This is a genomic window from Enterobacter cloacae complex sp. IR5428, from assembly GCF_049238585.1.
Taxonomy (GTDB): Bacteria; Pseudomonadota; Gammaproteobacteria; order Enterobacterales; family Enterobacteriaceae; genus Enterobacter; species Enterobacter intestinihominis.
Genome location: NZ_JBMKHV010000001.1, coordinates 224491 through 240908, shown reverse-complemented (window position 1 = coordinate 240908; position 16418 = coordinate 224491). Strand labels below are relative to the sequence as shown.

Below are 16418 nucleotides of genomic sequence, written 5' to 3'. Positions count from 1 at the left end.
AATAACAGTTGATTGATTGTGGCCCACTCTGCTATTTCTTAAAAATGAATAATACTCACCACCTTGTTCACGAATCGAGAACGGTATGGACTTAACACAGCTTGAGATGTTTAACGCCGTCGCACTGACCGGCAGCATTACCCAGGCGGCGCAGAAGGTACACCGGGTGCCGTCAAACCTCACCACCCGCATCCGACAGCTTGAAGCGGATCTCGGCGTGGAGCTGTTTATTCGCGAGAATCAGCGCCTGCGGCTTTCCCCCGCCGGGCACAATTTTTTGCGCTACAGCAAGCAGATCCTGGCGCTGGTCGACGAAGCGCGAATGGTCGTCGCCGGGGATGAACCGCAGGGATTATTCTCGCTCGGCGCGCTGGAAAGTACCGCCGCCGTACGCATTCCGGAAAGTCTGGCGCGGTTTAATCAGCGCTATCCGCGCATTCAGTTTGCGTTGTCCACCGGGCCTTCCGGTACGATGATTGACGGCGTGCTTGAGGGGACGCTCAGCGCCGCCTTTGTCGACGGGCCGCTCTCACACCCCGAACTGGAAGGAATGCCGGTTTACCGGGAAGAGATGATGCTGGTCACCCCTGCGGGCCATGCGGAAGTGTCAAAAGCCACGCAGGTGAGCGGTAGCGAGGTTTATGCCTTTCGCGCCAACTGTTCCTACCGGCGTCATCTGGAGAGCTGGTTTCATGCTGACCGCGTAACGCCGGGAAGGATCCACGAGATGGAGTCCTACCACGGGATGCTCGCCTGCGTGATTGCCGGGGCAGGCATTGCGCTGATGCCCCGCTCCATGCTGGAGAGTATGCCGGGGCATCATCAGGTGGCGGCGTGGCCGCTGGCGGAAAACTGGCGCTGGCTCACCACCTGGCTGGTGTGGCGACGCGGGGCGATGACCCGCCAGCTTGAGGCGTTTATAGGGCTGCTAAACGAACGTCAGCCACCAGTGTCTTCTCCATAAACAGGCTCAGCGGATCCTCGTTGTAGGGGGCAAACGCGGGGCGCCGTTCGTATCCACACTGTTGATACAGACGAATGGCGGCATGTTGTTTGATCCCCGTCTCCAGCCGGACGGTGTGGCAGCAGCGGCTGAGGGCTTCATCTTCCAGCGCCGCCAGTAATTTATCACCCAGCCGTTGCCCGCGATGGGTTGGATCAATATAGACCCGTTTCATTTCCCCGGTCCCGTCCCCGTTCAAAACAACAGCGCCACACCCGACAGCGTTAAGCTGAGTGTCACGAATAATCATCAGGATCAGCGAGTCGTCCGGCAGTTCGGTTAAATCCAGCAGATGATTACTTTCCGCGGGATAGAGAACGCTTTGATAACGGTCCAGCGCCGTAATCAGGGCGAGAATATCTGGATGATGGGCGGATTCAGCGGTAATAGAATACATGGCAGGCTCCTTGTCGTTTTCGTTCAACATACCGCCCGCCCTGTATACCGGCGTCATAGTTTTTAATGATGACCGTAATCCTGGAGACGAAGGAAAATTTTCCCCTTCATATACAGCGTGGCCTGCCCGCCAATCAGCACGCGGTCGCCTTTCAGCTCGCAGCGCAGATCCCCGCCGCGCAAGGAGACCTGGCGGGCCGACATCTGCGTTTTTCCAAGCTTTTCGCTCCAGTACGGGATCAGCATGCTGTGCGCTGATCCCGTCACCGGATCCTCCGGTACCCCTTCCCCCGGGCAGAAGAAGCGGCTGACGAAATCATACTCATCCCCCGGCGCTGTAACGCAGACCATTTTCCCCAGCGGGAGCATGGCTGTGATATCCGGCGTTAGCGCCTCCACCTGCCGCTGGCTGTCGAGCACCACCATGTAATCGCGCCCTGCACGCACCTCTTTTGCCGCGTTAATGCCCAGCGAGCTGAATAGCACTGCGGGTGGAGTATCGACAACCTCGGTTGACCACGCCGGGAAATTAAGCGTCAGCCAGTCGCCGCTGCGTTGTACCGTAAGTTCGCCGACAAAGCGCGTGGTGAAGGTGATTTCCGTATGTGGATAATCCAGGTATTCGAAAATAACGTGAGAAGCCGCGAGGGTTGCGTGGCCGCAGAGGTTAATTTCATCCTGCGTGGTAAACCAGCGCAGTTCAAACCCGTTATCCGTTCGGACAAAGAACGCCGTCTCTGACTGATTATGCTGCTTCGCCATCTTCAGCAGCGTCTCATCCGGCAGCCACGCTTCCAGCGGACACACCGCCGCCGCATTGCCGCCGAACGCCCTGTCGCTGAAGGCATCCACCAGATAAAAATCAATTTCCTGCATCGTTGGTTCCTCTTAGATTTATTCAGCGCAGAAATACTGTGCCCTTCAGATACAGCGCCGCCTGCCCGCCCATCCGCACGCGGTCGCCTTCCAGTTCGCAGCGTACGTCGCCACCACGGGCAGAAACCTGACGGGCAAACATCTGTGTTTTGCCAAGCTGTTCACTCCAGTAAGGGATCAGCATGGTGTGCGCGGAGCCGGTGACAGGATCTTCCGGCACGGCCACGCCCGGCGAGAAGAAACGACTGACAAAGTCGTATTCCCCTTCGTCCCGGGCGGTGACGGCCACTTTATGCTCCCCCGGCGTCATGACGGAGAAATCCGGATTAATGGCTTCCACCTGCTCGCGGCTCTCCAGTACCAGCACCCAGGCGCGGCCTTTTCGCGCCTCGACGTAGTGGCTGATACCGAGTGCGGTGAGCATCTCCGGTGGCGGCGTCTGTGCCTGCGTCGGGCAGGCCGGGAAGTCCAGCGTCATCCAGTCACCTTCACGGCTGACGGTCAGGCGACCAGAAGCGGTGTCAAAATGAAGGCGTGAGTCCGGATAATCCAGTTCGTTAAACAGAACATACGCCGCGGCAAGCGTCGCGTGACCACACAGATTAACCTCGGTGAGCGTGGTGAACCAGCGCAGCTCAATCCCCCCTTTGGTGCACACAAAAAACGCGGTTTCCGACTGGTTATGCTGTTGTGCCATCCGCAGTAACGTCTCATCCGGTAGCCACGCGTCGAGCGGGCACACCGCCGCCGGGTTGCCGCCAAAGGAGGACTCGCTGAACGCATCTACCAGATAAAAATCAATCTCCTGCATCGTGTTACCGCCTGTTTTTGTTGTGTTGTTCTTTATCTTCAATGAAAACAACCGCGTTCGCTACCGCTGCATGAAGGTAAATTTTGTGATTCACATCACATAACGGTTGAGTTTTCGCCGTTTAAGGCTTTAAGATCGTCTCCTCATCTTTCAGGCAACGAATCCCAGATATCCCTATGACAACACACACGGTTTCCCGCAGGGTCGCGTGGCTACGCGTGGTCACGCTCGCCATCGCAGCGTTTATTTTCAACACCACGGAATTTGTTCCGGTTGGGCTGCTGTCCGACATTGCAGCCAGCTTCCATATGGAAACGGCACAGGTTGGCATTATGCTGACCATCTATGCATGGGTGGTAGCGCTGATGTCGCTGCCGTTTATGCTGCTGACCAGCCAGATGGAACGTCGTAAGCTGCTGATTGGGCTGTTTGTGATGTTCATTGCCAGCCATGTGCTGTCATTTATGGCATGGAACTTTACGGTGCTGGTGATCAGCCGCGTCGGCATCGCGTTTGCCCATGCCGTTTTCTGGTCGATCACCGCATCGCTCGCCATTCGTCTCGCCCCGGCGGGGAAACGCGCCCAGGCGCTGAGCCTGATTGCCACCGGAACGGCGCTGGCGATGGTGTTAGGCCTGCCGATCGGGCGCATTGTGGGTCAATACTTCGGCTGGCGCACCACCTTCTTTGCCATCGGCATGGGGGCGCTGATCACCCTGGTGTGTCTGATCAAACTGCTGCCAAAACTGCCCAGCGAACACTCCGGCTCGCTGAAAAGTCTGCCGCTGCTGATGCGTCGACCGGCGCTGATGAGCATCTATCTGCTGACCGTGATTGTGGTGACCGCCCATTACACGGCCTACAGCTATATTGAGCCGTTTGTTCAGGTTGTGGCGGGCTTTAGCGCTAACTTCGCCACCGTTCTGCTGCTGATCCTGGGCGGCGCGGGTATTATCGGCAGTATCCTGTTCGGGAAGCTGGGCAATAAGCACGCGTCTGCGCTTGTAAGCAGTGCGATTGGCCTGCTGCTGGCGTGCCTGCTGTTACTGATGCCTGCGGCAGGCAGCGAGAGTCATCTGGCGATCCTCAGTCTGTTCTGGGGCGTGGCGATCATGATTATTGGTCTGGGAATGCAGGTCAAAGTGCTAGCCCTGGCCCCGGACGCCACGGACGTGGCAATGTCGCTGTTCTCGGGAATTTTTAATCTGGGAATTGGGGCCGGTGCGCTGGTGGGAAATCAGATCAGCCTGCATGTATCGATGTCGGCCATTGGCTATCTCGGGGCGATTCCCGCGCTGATTGCGCTGATCTGGTCGGTGCTTATCTTCCGTAAATGGCCGGTCGCGATGGAAGAACAGACCAGCCACGGTTGACGTTAGTTGTGCCGGGTGGCGGCTTCGGCCTACCCGGCCTAGGTTATTACGGACTTGTAGGCCGGGTAAGCGCAGCGCCACCCGGCGATGTCCTCAGTGATACGTCTTAATGATCTCCAGCACGCCGTTAATAATAAACTGCACGCCCATACAGACCAGCAGGAAGCCCATCAGACGGGAGATAGCTTCAATCCCCCCCTTGCCCACCCAACGCATAATCGCCCCGGAGCTGCGCAATGACCCCCAGACGATAATGGCGATAAGCGCAAAAATGATCGGCGGCGCAACGGTAATAACCCAGTGCGGAAAAGTAACACCATCACGCACCGTTGAGGCGGAACTGATGATCATCGCAATCGTTCCCGGCCCCGCCGTGCTCGGCATGGCTAACGGCACAAACGCTATATTGGCGCTCGGTTCGCTTTCAAGCTCCTCCGATTTGCTTTTGGCTTCCGGCGATTCATGCGCTTTATGCGCCGGGAACAGCATCCGGAAACCAATAAACGCCACAATCAGCCCACCGGCGATACGCAGACCGGGAATCGAAATACCAAAAGTATTCATCACCAGTTGTCCGGCGTAATAAGCCACCATCATAATCGCGAAGACGTAGACGGAGGCCATCCTTGACTGCTGGTTGCGCTCCGCGCTGTTCATGTTACCCGCCAGCCCCAGAAAGAGCGCCACGGTCGTTAACGGGTTCGCCAGCGGAAGCAACACCACCAGCCCAAGCCCCACTGCTTTAATCAAATCCAACATAATGCACCGCAGTCCTTATCCTTATTCATTACCGCAATTATAGGGGGAAAGTCTCGTCCTGAGCTATCCGCGCAACGTAACCATAATTGTCCCGCGTAACTAATAACCCCAGATTATCTATATGATTTAAAAGCGTACAGAAAAAGTTCCTGAAGCGTTTTAGCAATTCGTGGCATCGGCTGATCCATTCAGTTGACTTATACTTGCCTGAGCAATAATATCTGCCGTGACTAAACTACTTGCCAGGGCAACCATTGTGAAAAGCACCAGTGATCTCTTTAACGACATAATCCCACTGGGTCGTCTTATTCATATGGTTAACCAGAAAAAAGATCGCCTGCTCAATGACTACCTGTCACCGCTGGATATCACCGCAACACAGTTCAAAGTGCTGTGTTCCATTCGCTGCGAAGTGTGTATCACGCCGGTTGAGCTGAAAAAGGTGCTCTCTGTCGATCTGGGTGCGTTGACCCGCATGCTGGATCGTCTCGTCTGCAAAGGATGGATAGAACGAAGCCCTAACCCGAATGACAAACGTGGCGTACTGGTGAAACTGACCAGCGATGGCGCGGCCATGTGTGAGCAATGTCATCAATTAGTAGGACAAACACTGCACCAGGAACTGACAAAAAACTTAACGGCAGATGAAGTGGCAACGCTTGAGCTTTTACTCAAGAAAATCCTGCCGTAAACAGAAAAAGAGGTATGACGATGTCCAGACGCAATACTGACGCTATCACCATTCATAGCATTTTGGACTGGATCGAAGATAACCTGGAATCTCCACTTTCCCTTGAGAAAGTGTCTGAGCGTTCAGGTTACTCAAAATGGCACCTGCAACGGATGTTTAAAAAAGAGACCGGCCATTCATTAGGACAATATATTCGCAGCCGTAAGCTGACGGAGATTGCCCAAAAACTGAAAGAAAGCAATGAGCCGATCCTCTATCTGGCGGAACGCTACGGATTTGAATCGCAACAAACCCTGACGCGTACGTTCAAGAACTACTTTGACGTGCCGCCTCATAAGTACCGTATTACCAGTATGCCGGGTGAATCCCGTTATCTGTATCCGCTAAAACATTGCAGTTAATCATCGCCTGTTAAGACGTAACCGAGGAAATCATGAAATTTATCGTCTCCGCCGCCCTCACCTTGCTGGTGCTGGTTTCCGGCCAGAGCTTCGCGGAGCAAACCCCCAGTGCGGGGCAGCAAAATAATCGTGACACCATGATTATGCCGTCCACGCAAAACCAGTCGCCCTGGGACTTCAATCACATGGGCGCTGGCAGCGACAAATCCGACGAATTAGGCGTGCCGTATTATAATCACGACCTGTAATTCGTTTTTGCCCCGCTAATGCGGGGCTTTTTTCTGCCTTAACTCCGCACCCGCGTCGCCCGACGCACCCGCAAGCCAAAGACGTTGATATACAGCCCGGCCATAATCAGCCCTGCGCCACACAGTTGCAGCGCGCTGAGCGTTTCATCCAGCAACAGTGCGGCGCTGGCAAGCCCGACTACCGGTACCAGCAGCGATAACGGCGCCACGCGCCAGGTTTCATAGCGTCCGAGCAGCGATCCCCAGATGCCGTAGCCAATGATTGAGGCGACTAATGCCAGGTAGATCAGCGACAAAATGGTCGTCAGGTCGATCTCCACCAGGCTTTTCAGCATCACCTGCGGTCCATCCAGAATAAACGACGCGACCATAAACGGCACAATGGGGATCAACGCGCTCCAGACCACCAGCGACATGATCCCAGGACGCGACTCATGCTGCATTATCAGCTTGTTAAAGATGTTGCCGCACGCCCAGCTCAGCCCCGCCGCCAGGGTGAGCATAAAGCCCAGCAGCGCGACATGCTGACCGTTGAGGCTGCCTTCTATCAGCACCAGCACGCCAAAGACCGCAAGGCTAATGCCCGCCAGCTGTTTGCCCTGCAAACGTTCGCCAAAGACAAACGCGCCGAGAATAATGGTAAAGAAAGCCTGCACCTGAAGCACCAGCGAAGCCAGACCCGCAGGCATACCGAATTTGATAGCGCAAAAAAGAAACGCAAACTGACCAAAGCTGATGGTGAGGCCGTATCCCAGCAGAAGCTTCAGGGGAATCTTTGGGCGGGCAACGAAAAGCAGCGCCGGGAAGGCCACCAGCAGGAAGCGCAGACCCGCCAGCATGAGTGGAGGCATGTTGTGCAACCCCATTTTGATGACCACAAAATTGAGTCCCCACACCACGACAACCAGTAACGCTAACAGCCCGTCTTTCCGCGTCATTTTCCGCCCCTGAATTATTAAATTTTTGTAAACACTTCAAGGTAACAGAAAAAATACCCCCGCGAGAAGATCATTAATTCTGGTACTGAGGAGAAGCACTTGCGGATAAATTGGGTGCTATACAAGCTGCCGATCCCATGATAATCCTGTAATAACACAATAAAAAAAGCATAAGCATTTGTCGGGCAGGAAAATGAAACCATCAATCAGGCGCTCAACCGCAGCGCTGCTGGCATCGTCATTGTTATTAACAATTGGCCGCGGGGCAACGCTGCCCTTTATGACCATATATCTCACACGCGTGTACGATATGAGCGTGGAGAATATTGGCTATGCCCTTACCGTGGCGTTGACCATTGGCGTGGTGTTTAGCCTGGGGTTTGGCATCCTGGCGGACAAGTTCGACAAAAAACGCTATATGCTGGTCGCCATCGTGGCCTTTATCGCCGGGTTTGTGGCCATTCCGCTGGTGAATAACGTGACGCTGGTGGTGTTGTTCTTTGCCCTGATTAACTGCGCCTATTCCGTCTTCTCAACGGTGCTGAAAGCGTGGTTTGCCGACGTGCTGACCTCCAGCGAAAAGGCGCGCGTTTTCTCACTCAACTACAGTTTCCTGAACATCGGCTGGACGATTGGGCCGCCGGTTGGCACTCTACTGGTGATGTACAGCCTGCAACTGCCGTTCTGGCTGGCGGCCTTCTGCGCCGCACTGCCGCTCGGGTTTATCCATTTCTTTGTGCAGAAAAGCGTAGCGTCTGACAGCGTGGAGGAAAAAGCGCCGTGGCAGCCCTCGGTGCTGCTGAAGGACCGGGCGCTGTTCTGGTACACGCTCTCCGGCCTGCTGGCGTCCTACGTGGGCGGATCGTTCGCCAGCTGCATTTCCCAGTATGTCCTCGCCGCGTATGCGGACAGCGATTTCGCAGAAAAGGTGGTGGCCGTTGTGTTGCCCGTCAACGCGGTGGTGGTGGTCTCCCTGCAATACGCGCTTGGCCGCAAGATCTCCGCCAGCAACATCCGCCCGCTAATGACTGCCGCGACGCTCTTTTTCATCCTCGGGCTGGGCGGGTTTATGCTTTCCGGCGAGAACCTGATTTACTGGGGGATTGCGGCGGCGATTTTCACCCTGGGTGAAATTATTTATGCCCCGGGTGAATACATGCTGATCGACAATATCGCCCCGCCGGGCATGAAGGCGAGCTACTTCTCCGCCCAGGCGCTGGGCTGGCTGGGCGCGGCGGCGAACCCGATGATCACCGGGCTCATCCTGACCCATCTGCCGCACTGGTCGTTATTTATTATTATGATGGCCGCCATTATTGCGGCGTGGCTGATGGTTTTGCGCGGGATGCGCGTGAAAAGTGAAGATAGCGTGTCGGGTGTCGCTGCGCTTACCCGACCTGGAAAACCCTAATCCCACGCCGGGTAAGGCTAAGCCCCCACCCGGCAAATCCAACAGCCTAGTGGTGCAACATCTCCTCCACCACCTGCTCTTTGTACATCTCGTTCGGGTAGTAGGTCGGCCAGTTATCCATCTCTTTCAGCAGCGCCTCGTGGGAGGTGTTGCCCATAAAGATATGGAAGTGTGAAGAGGCTTTCGGCCCGATGGTATGATCGCTGAACTGCACAAACTTAGGCGCCTGGCTTGCCTTATCCTTACATTCAAACAGGTAGCGCACGCCTTTTTTCCCCGACGCATAGGTCAGAATTTTATAGCCGCTGTAGTCGTAGCGGCAGCTGCTCACCGTTTTGCCTCTGTGGAATTCCATCACGTTGTTTTCAATGCCGATGGCGTCCACGTCCGTCGCGTAGCCCTTACGGTAGTAGGCTTTCACCTCGGCAGCGGATTTTTCCCCCTTCTGCGCTTTCTTTTCGAAAACCGGATCCAGCGAACCATCAAGCAGGAACGGGTAAACAGACTGCCAGGTCCCGTCCCAGTCAGACAGCGTCCTGTCCCTGACGTCTTTATCCTCAAAGACGCCGTTTGCCGCCTTCTGTTCCGCCTCCGTCATCTGATGACCGTGCGAATGGGCAAAAAGCGAGCCGCTTACCAGCAGCGTTCCCATAGTCAGCGCAATTTTTCCAAGTTGTGCAGCCACAGCAAAACCCTCATTCCGTGTTATAAGAATGAGGATGTTATAGTATAACATTTCAGATCGCAACCAGTCCGCGAACCCCCTCCTGCTCCATGTTCTCACCGCGCCCCTGCTGGACGATGCTGCCGCGCGACATCACCAGATAGCTGTCGGCCAGCTCCGCCGCAAAATCATAAAACTGCTCCACCAGCAGGATCGCCATATCCCCCCGGTTCGCCAGGCTGCGGATCACCTGCCCAATCTCTTTAATCACCGACGGCTGTATACCTTCCGTGGGTTCATCCAGGATCAGTAACCGTGGACGGCTCGCCAGCGCGCGACCAATCGCCAGCTGCTGCTGCTGACCACCGGAAAGATCGCCTCCGCGACGGTGTTTCATCTCCTTCAGCACCGGGAAAAGCTGCCAAATCTCCTCCGGCACGCTCCTTGCGTTTCCCGCGGAGAAGCGCGACAGTCCCATCAGCAGGTTTTCTTCTACGGTCAGACGCGGAAAAATCTCCCGCCCCTGCGGAACATACGCCACGCCGGACTGCACCCGCTGGTGCGGTTTACTGTGAGTGATGGTCTTTCCCTGCCAGACCACCTCCCCGGCTTTCACCGGGATCAGCCCCATCAGGCACCTCAGCAGTGTGGTTTTCCCCACCCCGTTGCGCCCCAGCAGGCAGGTAACTTCCCCGACCACCGCCTCAAAGCTCACCCCGCGCAGAATATGACTTCCGCCGTAGTACTGATTCAGCTCGTTAACCTGTAACATCCCCTCTCCTTAGCGTCCCAGATAGACGTCAATCACCTGCTCATTGGCCTGTACCTCGCGAAGCGAGCCTTCTGCCAGTACGCGCCCCTGATGCAGCACCGTGACGTGGTCGGCGATGGTCTCGACGAAGCCCATATCGTGCTCAACCACCATCAGCGAATGCTTGCCTGCCAGAGTTCGGAAAAGCTCGGCTGTGTATTCCGTCTCTGCGTCGGTCATACCGGCGGCGGGTTCGTCCAGCAGCAACAGATGCGGATCCTGCACCAGCAGCATGCCGATCTCCAGAAACTGCTTCTGCCCGTGGGAAAGCAGCCCGGCGCGGCGATCGCGCTCGCTGCCAAGCCGCAGCAAAACCAACATCTCGTCAATGCGGTCGCGCTGCTCGCCGCTGAGTGTTGCCCGCAGGCTCGCCCAGACGGACCTGTCGGCTTTCATGGCGATTTCGAGGTTTTCCCCTACGGTCAGCGCTTCAAACACGGTCGGTTTCTGGAACTTACGGCCAATGCCCTGACGGGCAATGGCCGCCGGTTCAAGGGCTGTCAGATCGATGGACTGATCGTAAATAGCCTTCCCGCTTTTTGGCCGGGTTTTGCCGGTGATCACGTCCATCAGCGTAGTTTTACCGGCGCCGTTAGGGCCAATGATGCAGCGCAATTCTCCAATGCCGATATTAAGTGAGAGATCGGTCAACGCCTGAAAACCATCGAAACTGACGTTAATGGCCTCGAGCTGTAACACAGGATCGGTCTGCTCACGGTAACGATCGCCCGGTAGCTGGCGGGTAAAGAGTCCTTCAGAGGGCTGCATTAATTCTCTCCCTTACGAAACAGACCGAACACGCCGCGCGGTAAAAAGAGCGTCACGGCGATGAAAATCAGCCCAAGAAACAGTTGCCAGTACTCCGGCATCGCCACGGTGAAAAAGCTCTTCGCACCATTGACCAGCGCCGCACCAATCACCGGGCCTACCAGGGTGCCGCGCCCGCCCAGCGCCACCCAGATGGCCGCTTCAATCGAGTTGGTCGGCGACATTTCACCCGGGTTGATAATGCCCACCTGCGGAACGTACAGCGCTCCCGCCAGGCCACACAGCACGGCGGAAAGCGTCCAGACCAGCAGCTTGAATCCGCGCGGATCGTAGCCGCAGAACGTCAGACGGTTTTCCGCATCGCGCACCGCCGTTAAAATGCGGCCAAATTTACTCTTCGCCAGGGCGTAGCCTGTGCCCAGGGCCAGAAGCAGCAGCATGACCGTTGCGAGAAACAGCGCGATCCGCGTGGTAGTCGCCGTAACGGAAAACCCGAGCAGCGTGGTAAAGCCGGTAAAGCCGTTATTGCCGCCAAAACCGGTTTCGTTGCGAAAGAACAGCAGCATGCCCGCATAGGTCAGCGCCTGGGTCATGATGGAGAAATAGACCCCTTTGATCTTCGAGCGGAAAGCAAACCAGCCGAAGACCAGCGCCAGCAGGCCGGGGATCGTCACGATTAACACCAACGCCCAGGCAAAATGCTGCGTTCCCCACCAGAACCAGGGCAGTTCGCTCCACGAGAGAAACGACATAAACGCGGGCAGCCCGTCCCCGGCCGCCTGGCGCATCAGGTACATGCCCATCGCATAGCCGCCCAGGGCGAAGAATATGCCGTGCCCCAGCGAGAGCATACCGGCATAGCCCCAGACCAGATCGAGGGCCACGGCGACAACCGCGTAGCAGAGGATCTTGCCGATAAGCGTCAACATCCACGTCGAAACGGCCAGCGGATGCGTTGCGGGTAACAGCGCGAGAAAAGGCAGCACCAGCAGCGCCGCAACCAGCAGACTGCCGAAGATTTGCGCGGTGCGCGGTGCCCTGCGCGCCAGTGTTAAGGTCAATGGCTGGCTCATCAGTCTGTCACCCTCCCTTTAAGTGCGAATAACCCCTGCGGACGTTTCTGGATAAACAGAATGATCGCCACCAGAATCAGGATCTTGCCCAGCACGGCGCCCATCTGCGGTTCAAGAATTTTATTGAAGATCCCCAGACCAAAGGCCGCCGCGACGCTACCGGCCAGCTGGCCGACGCCGCCGAGCACCACCACCAGGAATGAATCGATGATGTATCCCTGGCCCAGCTCCGGCCCCACGTTCCCCAGCTGGGACAACGCCACGCCGCCCAACCCGGCAATGCCGGACCCGAGGCCAAACGCCAGCATATCTACCCGTCCGGTGGGAACGCCGCAGCAGGCCGCCATGCTGCGGTTTTGCGTCACCGCCCGCACGTTGAGACCCAGACGCGTTTTGTTCAGAATGAGCCAGGTGAAGAACAGCACCAGCAGTACAAAGCCGAGCACCACAATACGGTTCCAGGGCAGCGTCAGGTTGGCGAAAACCTGCACCCCGCCGGACAGCCAGGCCGGGTTAGCGACCTCAAGGTTCTGAGCGCCAAAGGTTATGCGGACCAGCTGGATAAGCATCAGGCTGATCCCCCAGGTGGCGAGCAGGGTTTCCAGCGGGCGGCCATAAAGATGGCGTATCACCGTGCGCTCCAGCACCATTCCGATGCCTGCGGTCAGGCAAAACGCCACCGGCAGCGCCACCACCGGATAGAGCGCCAGCCACTGAGGCATCCACTGCGCCATTACCTGCTGCACCATCCAGGTGGCATACGCCCCGAGCATCAGCATTTCACCGTGAGCCATGTTAATCACCCCCAGCAGACCATAGGTGATAGCCAGCCCGAGCGCGGCCAGCAAGAGTACCGACCCCAACGACAGGCCCATGAAGGCCTGCCCCAGCAGTTCGCCCCACATCAGCCGGTGCTGAATACGCTCCAGGCTCTCAGCGGCGGCGGCACGTACCCGTGCGTCCGGCTCGGTTTGCGTTTGGGTGAACGGCGTCAGCGTGGCCTGCACGTCCGGATCGTCAGACTGTCCCAACAGCTCAACAGCCTTGAGCCGTACTTCAGCCTGTGGGCTCGTCAACTGGAGGTTTGCCAGCGCCAGCATCAGCGACTGTCGGGTGACGTCGTCCGTTTCGCTACTGGCCCGCTGTTGCAGAAAGCCGAGCATATCCGGCTGGGCGTCACGCTGAAGTTGCCGCGCGGCATGACGCCTTTCTGTGACACTGTCACTGACAAGCTGATGCGTCGCCAGCGCCGTGACGGTTAACACGCGCAGTCGGTTGGTCAGCCGCACGGCTTTGGTCGTGCCTTCAGCGCTTTTTGCCGCGCCCAGGGCAACCATTTCGCCGTCGATGCGGGTAAATGCCTTCTTCTGGCTGTCGGTATAAAGGTTCTCCTGTTGCAGCGCCTTAAGCAGCGGCAAACGTGCAGGTTCCGGCGTGGCTGCCCAGCGGGTCAGCATGGCGGTTTGCTGGCTGCGGCTAGCGGCAACGAAATCATCGGCATCCGATGCCTGCGCCATCCCTGGCAGCAGTCCGGTAAGCCACACAATCGCAATCATCATGCGTATGGCGTTCATGACGTCTCTCCCTGGTGGTGGCTTAGTTGCTGGCGGTTTTCATCGGCTGGTCAGGCTTTTTGTCATTTCCGGCGATAAACGGGCTCCACGGCTGAGCGCGTACCGGCTGTTCGGTTTGCCAGACGACGTTGAACTGGCCGTTGCCTTCAATTTCACCAATCATGACGGGCTTATGCAGGTGATGGTTGGTGGCATCCATGGTCAGCGTAAAGCCGGACGGCGCGTTGAACGACTGGCCCGCCATTGCCGCGCGCACTTTGTCCACGTCGGTTGTTCCCGCTTTTTCAACCGCCTGCGCCCACATATGCAGGCCAACGTAAGTCGCTTCCATCGGATCGTTGGTGACCACGGTATCGGCATTCGGCAGCTTATGGGCTTTCGCGTAGGCTTTGTAAGCCGCGACAAAGGTCTGGTTGGTCGGGTTGTCGACGGATTCGAAGTAATTCCACGCCGCCAGGTTGCCCACCAGCGGTTTGGTATCAATGCCGCGCAGTTCTTCCTCGCCCACCGAGAACGCCACCACCGGCACGTCCGTGGCTTTCAGCCCCTGGTTCGCCAGTTCTTTATAGAAAGGCACGTTGGAATCACCGTTGATAGTGGAGACCACCGCCGCTTTGCCGCCCGTGGAGAACTTTTTGATACTGGCGACAATGGTCTGGTAATCGCTATGACCAAATGGGGTGTAGACCTCTTCAATATCTTTATCTTCAACGCCTTTCGAGTGCAGGAAGGCGCGCAGGATCTTGTTAGTAGTGCGCGGGTAAACGTAGTCCGTACCCAGCAGGAAGAATCGCTTCGCGCTGCCGCCGTCCTCGCTCATCAGGTACTCCACCGCCGGGATCGCCTGCTGGTTAGGCGCCGCGCCGGTATAGAAGACGTTAGGTGACATCTCTTCACCTTCATACTGCACCGGATAGAACAGCAAACCGTTCAGCTCCTCAAAAACCGGCAGAACCGATTTACGCGATACGGAGGTCCAGCAGCCAAACACCACGGCGACCTTATCCTGGCTCAGAAGCTGGCGGGCCTTTTCGGCAAACAGCGGCCAGTTGGATGCCGGGTCAACCACCACCGGCTCCAGCTTTTTCCCGAGCACGCCGCCTTTAGCGTTGATTTCATCGATGGTCATCAGGGCGACATCTTTCAGGGGCGTTTCTGAAATGGCCATCGTGCCGGAGAGAGAGTGCATAATCCCGACTTTAATGGTCTCTGCGGCCTGGACGCCAAAGCTCATTCCCATGGCGATGACGGAGGCGGACAAGGTGAACGCTTTAATAAAGGTACGACGGTGCATATTTTCACTCCTGAAAAGAAAGCTGTGCGAAGACGTCCGTTACCGCCGGACGCAGAAAAAAGTAACGCCAGTTTCAGGAGAGCAAAAACAGTGCCAGGTTGCAGAGACAGGATTTTAAAGGGATCGAAGAGAGGAGTGACGGGGAACGACTCAGAATGGTACAGCGCTGCACTGTAATAATGCAGCGCTGTAAACGGCGTTACCAGACGTCGCTGGCGATTTTCGTCACGAGGCGAACTTTATCCCACTGCTGGGCTTCGCTCAGGCTGTTACCCTCTTCCGTAGAAGCAAATCCGCACTGCGGGCTGAGGCAAATCTGCTCTTTCGCCACGTAGCGCGCAGCCTCTTCCAGACGCGCTTTCACCCCTTCCGGGTTCTCCAGTTCACCGTGTTTGGTGGTGATCAGCCCCAGAACCACCTGCTGTTTACCCGGGCGCACAAAACGCAGTGGCGCGAAGTCCCCGCTACGGTCGTTGTCGTACTCCAGGAAGAACGCGTCGACGTTCACCGTGCCGAACAGCACCTCCGCCACCGGCTCATAGCCGCCCTCGGAAATCCAGGTTGAGCGGAAGTTGCCGCGGCAGACGTGCAGCCCGACGGTCAGATCGTCCGGTTTGCCCTCCAGCGCCTTATTCAGCACCCGGGCATAGGTCCGGGCAAGTTCGTCTGCATCGTCACCGCGCTCGCGGATCTGGCGGCGCTGGTCCTCCGAACAAAGATAGGCCCAGACGGTGTCATCCAGCTGCAGATAGCGGCAGCCTGCATCGTAAAAGGCCCGAATGGCATCGCGCCAGGTGGTCGCCAGATCGTCAAAGTAATCCTTCAGATCCGGGTAGACCGTAGCATCAATATCCTTGCGGCCACCGCGGAAGTGCAGCACGCTCGGGCTCGGAATGGTCATCTTCGGCTGTGCATTACCGCTAATGCTTTTGAGGTAGCGGAAATCTTCCAGCATAGGATGATCGCCGAAGCCCAGTTTGCCCGTTACGCGCACGCCATGGGCTTTAGTCTGCACCCCGTTGAACTGAATGCCCTGCTGGGAATCATAACGCTCCACGCCCTGTAGCCCGTCAAAGAAGTCAAAGTGCCACCAGGCGCGGCGGAATTCACCGTCCGTTACCACATGCAGACCGCAGGCGCACTGCTGCTCGACAACATGACGAATGGCCTCGTCCTCAACCGCGCGAAGCTGCCCGGCATCGATTTCACCGCTGGCAAATTGCAGACGGGCCTGTTTAATGGCATCCGGGCGTAAAAAACTGCCGACTACATCGGCGCGGTACGGGGCATGGTGTCGCTGCATGGAAATCTCCTCTGTCTGTCGGCG

Annotated in this window: 18 protein-coding genes; 6 read left to right on the top strand and 12 right to left on the bottom strand. The window is 57.0% G+C overall.

Translation table 11 applies throughout. The features are described 5' to 3' along the window. Positions 1 to 85: 85 nt before the first annotated feature. Entirely contained in the window at positions 86 to 964 is an 879-nt protein-coding gene (ptrR, locus tag ACOTXC_RS01085) for a putrescine utilization regulator PtrR (RefSeq protein WP_022648110.1), read from the top strand. Here the strand turns inward: ptrR and ACOTXC_RS01080 are convergent. The 3 genes from ACOTXC_RS01080 to ACOTXC_RS01070 all read right to left on the bottom strand — a co-directional run bounded on the left by ACOTXC_RS01080 (position 918) and on the right by ACOTXC_RS01070 (position 3086). After that, positions 918 to 1400 carry a GNAT family N-acetyltransferase gene (locus tag ACOTXC_RS01080; RefSeq protein WP_032622224.1) on the bottom strand — a complete coding sequence of 161 codons (483 nt, stop codon included), beginning with the start codon at positions 1398 to 1400 and terminating at the stop codon, positions 918 to 920. The genes ptrR and ACOTXC_RS01080 overlap by 47 nt on opposite strands. 62 nt (positions 1401 to 1462) lie before the next feature. After that, positions 1463 to 2275 (bottom strand): PhzF family phenazine biosynthesis protein, encoded by an 813-nt coding sequence (locus tag ACOTXC_RS01075; RefSeq protein ID WP_280004638.1) that lies wholly within the window; start codon positions 2273 to 2275, stop codon positions 1463 to 1465. A gap of 22 nt (positions 2276 to 2297) precedes the next feature. Further along, positions 2298 to 3086 carry a PhzF family phenazine biosynthesis protein gene (locus ACOTXC_RS01070; RefSeq protein ID WP_395036342.1) on the bottom strand — a complete coding sequence of 263 codons (789 nt, stop codon included), beginning with the start codon at positions 3084 to 3086 and terminating at the stop codon, positions 2298 to 2300. A gap of 176 nt (positions 3087 to 3262) precedes the next feature. On the opposite strand from ACOTXC_RS01070, the gene ACOTXC_RS01065 reads away from it, so the two are divergent. Further along, a complete protein-coding gene (locus tag ACOTXC_RS01065) occupies positions 3263 to 4459 on the top strand; it encodes a sugar transporter (protein WP_063853637.1) in 1197 nt (398 codons plus the stop codon). A gap of 93 nt (positions 4460 to 4552) precedes the next feature. On the opposite strand, the gene ACOTXC_RS01060 is transcribed toward ACOTXC_RS01065, so the two are convergent. After that, entirely contained in the window at positions 4553 to 5218 is a 666-nt protein-coding gene (locus tag ACOTXC_RS01060) for a MarC family NAAT transporter (protein WP_022648105.1), read from the bottom strand. 256 nt (positions 5219 to 5474) lie between these two features. Between ACOTXC_RS01060 and marR the strand changes: the two genes are divergently transcribed. From marR to marB, 3 genes are read left to right on the top strand one after another with little or no spacing between them, the layout of a single operon-like run. Continuing rightward, entirely contained in the window at positions 5475 to 5909 is a 435-nt protein-coding gene (gene marR, locus ACOTXC_RS01055; RefSeq protein WP_020884159.1) for a multiple antibiotic resistance transcriptional regulator MarR, read from the top strand. A gap of 20 nt (positions 5910 to 5929) precedes the next feature. Beyond that, positions 5930 to 6310 carry an MDR efflux pump AcrAB transcriptional activator MarA gene (gene marA, locus ACOTXC_RS01050; RefSeq protein ID WP_001303241.1) on the top strand — a complete coding sequence of 127 codons (381 nt, stop codon included), beginning with the start codon at positions 5930 to 5932 and terminating at the stop codon, positions 6308 to 6310. A gap of 32 nt (positions 6311 to 6342) precedes the next feature. Further along, the gene (gene marB, locus ACOTXC_RS01045) at positions 6343 to 6558 is read left to right on the top strand and encodes a multiple antibiotic resistance protein MarB (protein WP_023300098.1); all 216 of its coding nucleotides are present in this window, start codon (positions 6343 to 6345) and stop codon (positions 6556 to 6558) included. A 38-nt stretch (positions 6559 to 6596) separates the two neighbouring features. On the opposite strand, the gene eamA is transcribed toward marB, so the two are convergent. Continuing rightward, positions 6597 to 7496, bottom strand: a complete 900-nt coding sequence (eamA, locus tag ACOTXC_RS01040; RefSeq protein ID WP_023300097.1) for an O-acetylserine/cysteine exporter — start codon at positions 7494 to 7496, stop codon at positions 6597 to 6599. A 193-nt stretch (positions 7497 to 7689) separates the two neighbouring features. Between eamA and ydeE the strand changes: the two genes are divergently transcribed. Next, positions 7690 to 8907, top strand: a complete 1218-nt coding sequence (ydeE, locus tag ACOTXC_RS01035; protein WP_421767311.1) for an efflux MFS transporter YdeE — start codon at positions 7690 to 7692, stop codon at positions 8905 to 8907. A gap of 46 nt (positions 8908 to 8953) precedes the next feature. Here the strand turns inward: ydeE and zinT are convergent, their stop codons facing one another. The 7 genes from zinT to ACOTXC_RS01000 all read right to left on the bottom strand — a co-directional run bounded on the left by zinT (position 8954) and on the right by ACOTXC_RS01000 (position 16394). Continuing rightward, positions 8954 to 9592, bottom strand: a complete 639-nt coding sequence (gene zinT, locus ACOTXC_RS01030; protein ID WP_126314866.1) for a metal-binding protein ZinT — start codon at positions 9590 to 9592, stop codon at positions 8954 to 8956. Positions 9593 to 9644: 52 nt separating this feature from the next. Then, the gene (urtE, locus tag ACOTXC_RS01025; protein ID WP_023300094.1) at positions 9645 to 10343 is read right to left on the bottom strand and encodes an urea ABC transporter ATP-binding subunit UrtE; all 699 of its coding nucleotides are present in this window, start codon (positions 10341 to 10343) and stop codon (positions 9645 to 9647) included. 9 nt (positions 10344 to 10352) lie between these two features. Further along, on the bottom strand, positions 10353 to 11150 hold the full coding sequence (urtD, locus tag ACOTXC_RS01020) for an urea ABC transporter ATP-binding protein UrtD (RefSeq protein ID WP_023300093.1): 798 nt from the start codon (positions 11148 to 11150) through the stop codon (positions 10353 to 10355). Then, positions 11150 to 12223 (bottom strand): urea ABC transporter permease subunit UrtC, encoded by a 1074-nt coding sequence (urtC, locus tag ACOTXC_RS01015; RefSeq protein ID WP_023306186.1) that lies wholly within the window; start codon positions 12221 to 12223, stop codon positions 11150 to 11152. The genes urtD and urtC overlap by 1 nt, the downstream gene beginning before the upstream one ends. Then, positions 12223 to 13797, bottom strand: coding sequence for an urea ABC transporter permease subunit UrtB (urtB, locus tag ACOTXC_RS01010; protein WP_421767310.1), 1575 nt, complete (start codon positions 13795 to 13797; stop codon positions 12223 to 12225). The genes urtC and urtB overlap by 1 nt, the downstream gene beginning before the upstream one ends. A gap of 22 nt (positions 13798 to 13819) precedes the next feature. Further along, a complete protein-coding gene (urtA, locus tag ACOTXC_RS01005) occupies positions 13820 to 15091 on the bottom strand; it encodes an urea ABC transporter substrate-binding protein (RefSeq protein WP_022648096.1) in 1272 nt (423 codons plus the stop codon). 199 nt (positions 15092 to 15290) lie between these two features. Then, positions 15291 to 16394, bottom strand: a complete 1104-nt coding sequence (locus ACOTXC_RS01000) for a cobalamin-independent methionine synthase II family protein (RefSeq protein WP_023306183.1) — start codon at positions 16392 to 16394, stop codon at positions 15291 to 15293. Positions 16395 to 16418 lie beyond the last annotated feature (24 nt).

Coding starts and splice junctions, on each gene's coding strand:
- urtD (WP_023300093.1), bottom strand. CDS start 11,150: ATGCAGCCCTCTGAAGGACTCTTTACCCGCCAGCTACCGGGCGATCGT.
- urtC (WP_023306186.1), bottom strand. CDS start 12,223: ATGAGCCAGCCATTGACCTTAACACTGGCGCGCAGGGCACCGCGCACC.
- ptrR (WP_022648110.1), top strand. CDS start 86: ATGGACTTAACACAGCTTGAGATGTTTAACGCCGTCGCACTGACCGGC.
- urtB (WP_421767310.1), bottom strand. CDS start 13,797: ATGAACGCCATACGCATGATGATTGCGATTGTGTGGCTTACCGGACTG.
- urtE (WP_023300094.1), bottom strand. CDS start 10,343: ATGTTACAGGTTAACGAGCTGAATCAGTACTACGGCGGAAGTCATATT.
- urtA (WP_022648096.1), bottom strand. CDS start 15,091: ATGCACCGTCGTACCTTTATTAAAGCGTTCACCTTGTCCGCCTCCGTC.
- marB (WP_023300098.1), top strand. CDS start 6,343: ATGAAATTTATCGTCTCCGCCGCCCTCACCTTGCTGGTGCTGGTTTCC.
- eamA (WP_023300097.1), bottom strand. CDS start 7,496: ATGACGCGGAAAGACGGGCTGTTAGCGTTACTGGTTGTCGTGGTGTGG.
- ACOTXC_RS01080 (WP_032622224.1), bottom strand. CDS start 1,400: ATGTATTCTATTACCGCTGAATCCGCCCATCATCCAGATATTCTCGCC.
- marA (WP_001303241.1), top strand. CDS start 5,930: ATGTCCAGACGCAATACTGACGCTATCACCATTCATAGCATTTTGGAC.
- ydeE (WP_421767311.1), top strand. CDS start 7,690: ATGAAACCATCAATCAGGCGCTCAACCGCAGCGCTGCTGGCATCGTCA.
- ACOTXC_RS01075 (WP_280004638.1), bottom strand. CDS start 2,275: ATGCAGGAAATTGATTTTTATCTGGTGGATGCCTTCAGCGACAGGGCG.
- ACOTXC_RS01000 (WP_023306183.1), bottom strand. CDS start 16,394: ATGCAGCGACACCATGCCCCGTACCGCGCCGATGTAGTCGGCAGTTTT.
- ACOTXC_RS01070 (WP_395036342.1), bottom strand. CDS start 3,086: ATGCAGGAGATTGATTTTTATCTGGTAGATGCGTTCAGCGAGTCCTCC.
- ACOTXC_RS01060 (WP_022648105.1), bottom strand. CDS start 5,218: ATGTTGGATTTGATTAAAGCAGTGGGGCTTGGGCTGGTGGTGTTGCTT.
- ACOTXC_RS01065 (WP_063853637.1), top strand. CDS start 3,263: ATGACAACACACACGGTTTCCCGCAGGGTCGCGTGGCTACGCGTGGTC.